Below are 208 nucleotides of genomic sequence, written 5' to 3'. Positions count from 1 at the left end.
CGTACGTTTAAGCCGTCTGATCGGTATCGACAACGCGGTTGAATGGATGGCGATGGCTGCTCCTAAAAAACCCATTTTGTTGGGATATCAGGGCAATATTCTTTAAACATTTTTAATAAGTTTAAAGAATGTTGATAGTCTGAACCTGGGCGCATCGCTTTATATAGACGTGGCACAGTCTCGATGTTGTGGTTAAATACGTCTGGTG

The 208-nt window shown here is 42.3% G+C and carries 2 pseudogenes; one reads left to right on the top strand and one right to left on the bottom strand.

Annotated features, from left to right (window positions below):
• A pseudogene (locus RFW85_RS20050) lies at window positions 1–73 on the top strand (hypothetical protein); the annotation flags it as partial.
• 1 nt (window position 74) lies between these two features.
• Here RFW85_RS20050 and RFW85_RS06590 read toward each other — a convergent pair.
• A pseudogene (locus RFW85_RS06590) lies at window positions 75–208 on the bottom strand (lipoyl synthase); the annotation flags it as partial.

Origin of the sequence: Acinetobacter sp. 12966 (genome assembly GCF_031196995.1) — a bacterium.
GTDB lineage: Bacteria > Pseudomonadota > Gammaproteobacteria > Pseudomonadales > Moraxellaceae > Acinetobacter > Acinetobacter geminorum.
This window is presented reverse-complemented; position numbering and strand designations above follow the sequence as displayed.